The 1,785-nt window shown below is 46.1% G+C and carries 3 protein-coding genes and 1 pseudogene; all 4 read left to right on the forward strand.

Annotated elements, in window-relative coordinates:
* Positions 1-220: pseudogene (locus AC1DWN_RS33255) on the forward strand (sugar ABC transporter permease); the annotation flags it as partial.
* A gap of 155 nt (positions 221-375) precedes the next feature.
* Positions 376-600, forward strand: coding sequence for a hypothetical protein (locus AC1DWN_RS33260; protein WP_477563105.1), 225 nt, complete (start codon positions 376-378; stop codon positions 598-600).
* 144 nt (positions 601-744) lie between these two features.
* Complete coding sequence (locus tag AC1DWN_RS33265) at positions 745-1,626, forward strand: hypothetical protein (protein WP_477563106.1); 882 nt, start codon at positions 745-747, stop codon at positions 1,624-1,626.
* Positions 1,574-1,785 (forward strand): hypothetical protein (locus AC1DWN_RS33270; protein WP_477563107.1); only part of this gene is annotated, 212 nt, incomplete at its 3' end. The genes AC1DWN_RS33265 and AC1DWN_RS33270, both read left to right, overlap by 53 nt.

Genomic DNA, 1,785 nt, shown 5'->3' on the forward strand with positions numbered 1-1,785 from the left:
GTTTCTCTCTGTTGGCTTCGAGCAGTACTATACGTTCGACAACCCTCTCGTGCATCCCAAGATGGACGTATTGGACACTTATGTTTACAACCTTGGTTTACTCCAGTTGAATTATCCCTTCTCTACCGCTGTTGGTATTTTTAAATCGGTCATCAGCATTATCCTGGTATTCTCAGCAAATTATATCTATAAAGTGACAACAGGACGCGGCATTATTTGACCTGAAGGAAGAGGCTTTGCATTATGAAACGAAGATCAATTGTATTATTATATCATCATCTATTCGTCCATTCGGATGACCATCACCATCGTTGCTACACTGTATGATAATTTATCCCTTCCTCCGGCGATCCAGGGGGAGCGCCTGGAGCTTATATGCCTCATGCAGGGGATGTCCATTTATATCCTCATGTTCCTCAAGAGCAGGTTACCCTTGATTTTATTCGTTCACTGGGTTCTAGTGGGAAAAACATCTTCATATCCGAATATGGCATAGGCAGTTTGGTAAATGCGATCCGCGTAACACGACGCTTTGAACAGGAAGGGGCATCGGCAGATCTTGAGGATGCAGCGCTTTATCGATCTTATATGGAGCTTTAAATGGCGGATTGGCAGAAATATGGAATGGAACATGTGTATCCGTTTCCTGAGGATATGCTGATTGAAAGTCAAAAACTGAATTCCAGATGGTAGCTCGAAGGTCTAAACGCGATTCGAGCGAATCCGCATATAAGCGGTTATAACTTGACTGGGACAGTCGATCAAGTCATGGCTGGGGAAGGGTTATGGACAACATGGCGCGAGCTGAAACCGGGTATGATGGATGCGCTCCATGACGGTCTAGCCTCACTTCGTTGGTGCATGTTTGTAAGGCCCATGCATGTCTACAGCGGGCGTTCTTTCCAGATTGAAGTGGTACTTGCAAATGAAGGCGGGCTAAAGCCAGAAATATATCCTTCGTGCTTCAAAATTTTCGGTCCGGAAGGAGTTGTTTGGAACCGCACGGTAGATGTGGTCATTCCCGCAGCAAATCAGGATGACAAACAGTTATTCGCAGTGTCAGTTTTTAGCGCTGAAGTAGTGGTTGAAGGACCAGCGGGTAAATATTGTTTTGCGGCTTCCATGGAAAAGGGAGGTGCCCCAGCGGGTGGGAGGTTGGACTTTTATCTTTCGCAGCCCGTGAAAAAACAGATGGAATACGCCGAAGTGAGTTTGTTAGGTATCAGGCAAGAGGTGAAAGAATGGCTGACCGCTCAGGGCATCCTCTGGCAAGAATATAGCTCGAAATATGAAATAAAACCGAAAGTGATTCTGATCGGAGACCCTAATATCGTATCGTTTACTGATTTGGATTGGGCTGAGCTCTATATGTGCATTGAAGAAGGTGCCGCAGCAGTCTTCCTGCAGCCAGCAGCCTTCCAAAAGGATGAAGATAAGGCGGKATGGCTGCCTTTCACCCAAAAAGGCAAATGTGAGCCGTTTACAAATTGGTTATACCATCGCGAGGATGTTGCGAAAAAACATCCTATCTTTGAAGGCCTTCAATCGGGGGGGATTCTGGATTGGAGTTATTATGCGCAAATCATACCCCTATGTCCTATTCGAAGGTCAGCAAACACCAGATGAAGTGATAGCCGCAGGTTTTGCTGTCGGGTATACAAGTCGAGAACCAGAGGGATATAAGTCGGGTGTTGTATTAGCAGGGTACCGACACGGAGCGGGCAAATTCATGATCAACACGCTTCGAATATTGGAAAACCTGGATCAGAATCCAGCCGCAGATCG

The sequence above is a fragment of the Paenibacillus sp. P4_A7 genome, assembly GCF_056402455.1.

What these genes read in the sequence shown, in the direction of transcription:
- AC1DWN_RS33260 (WP_477563105.1), top strand. Translation starts at nt 376, where the DNA reads ATGCCTCATGCAGGGGATGTCCATTTATATCCTCATGTTCCTCAAGAG.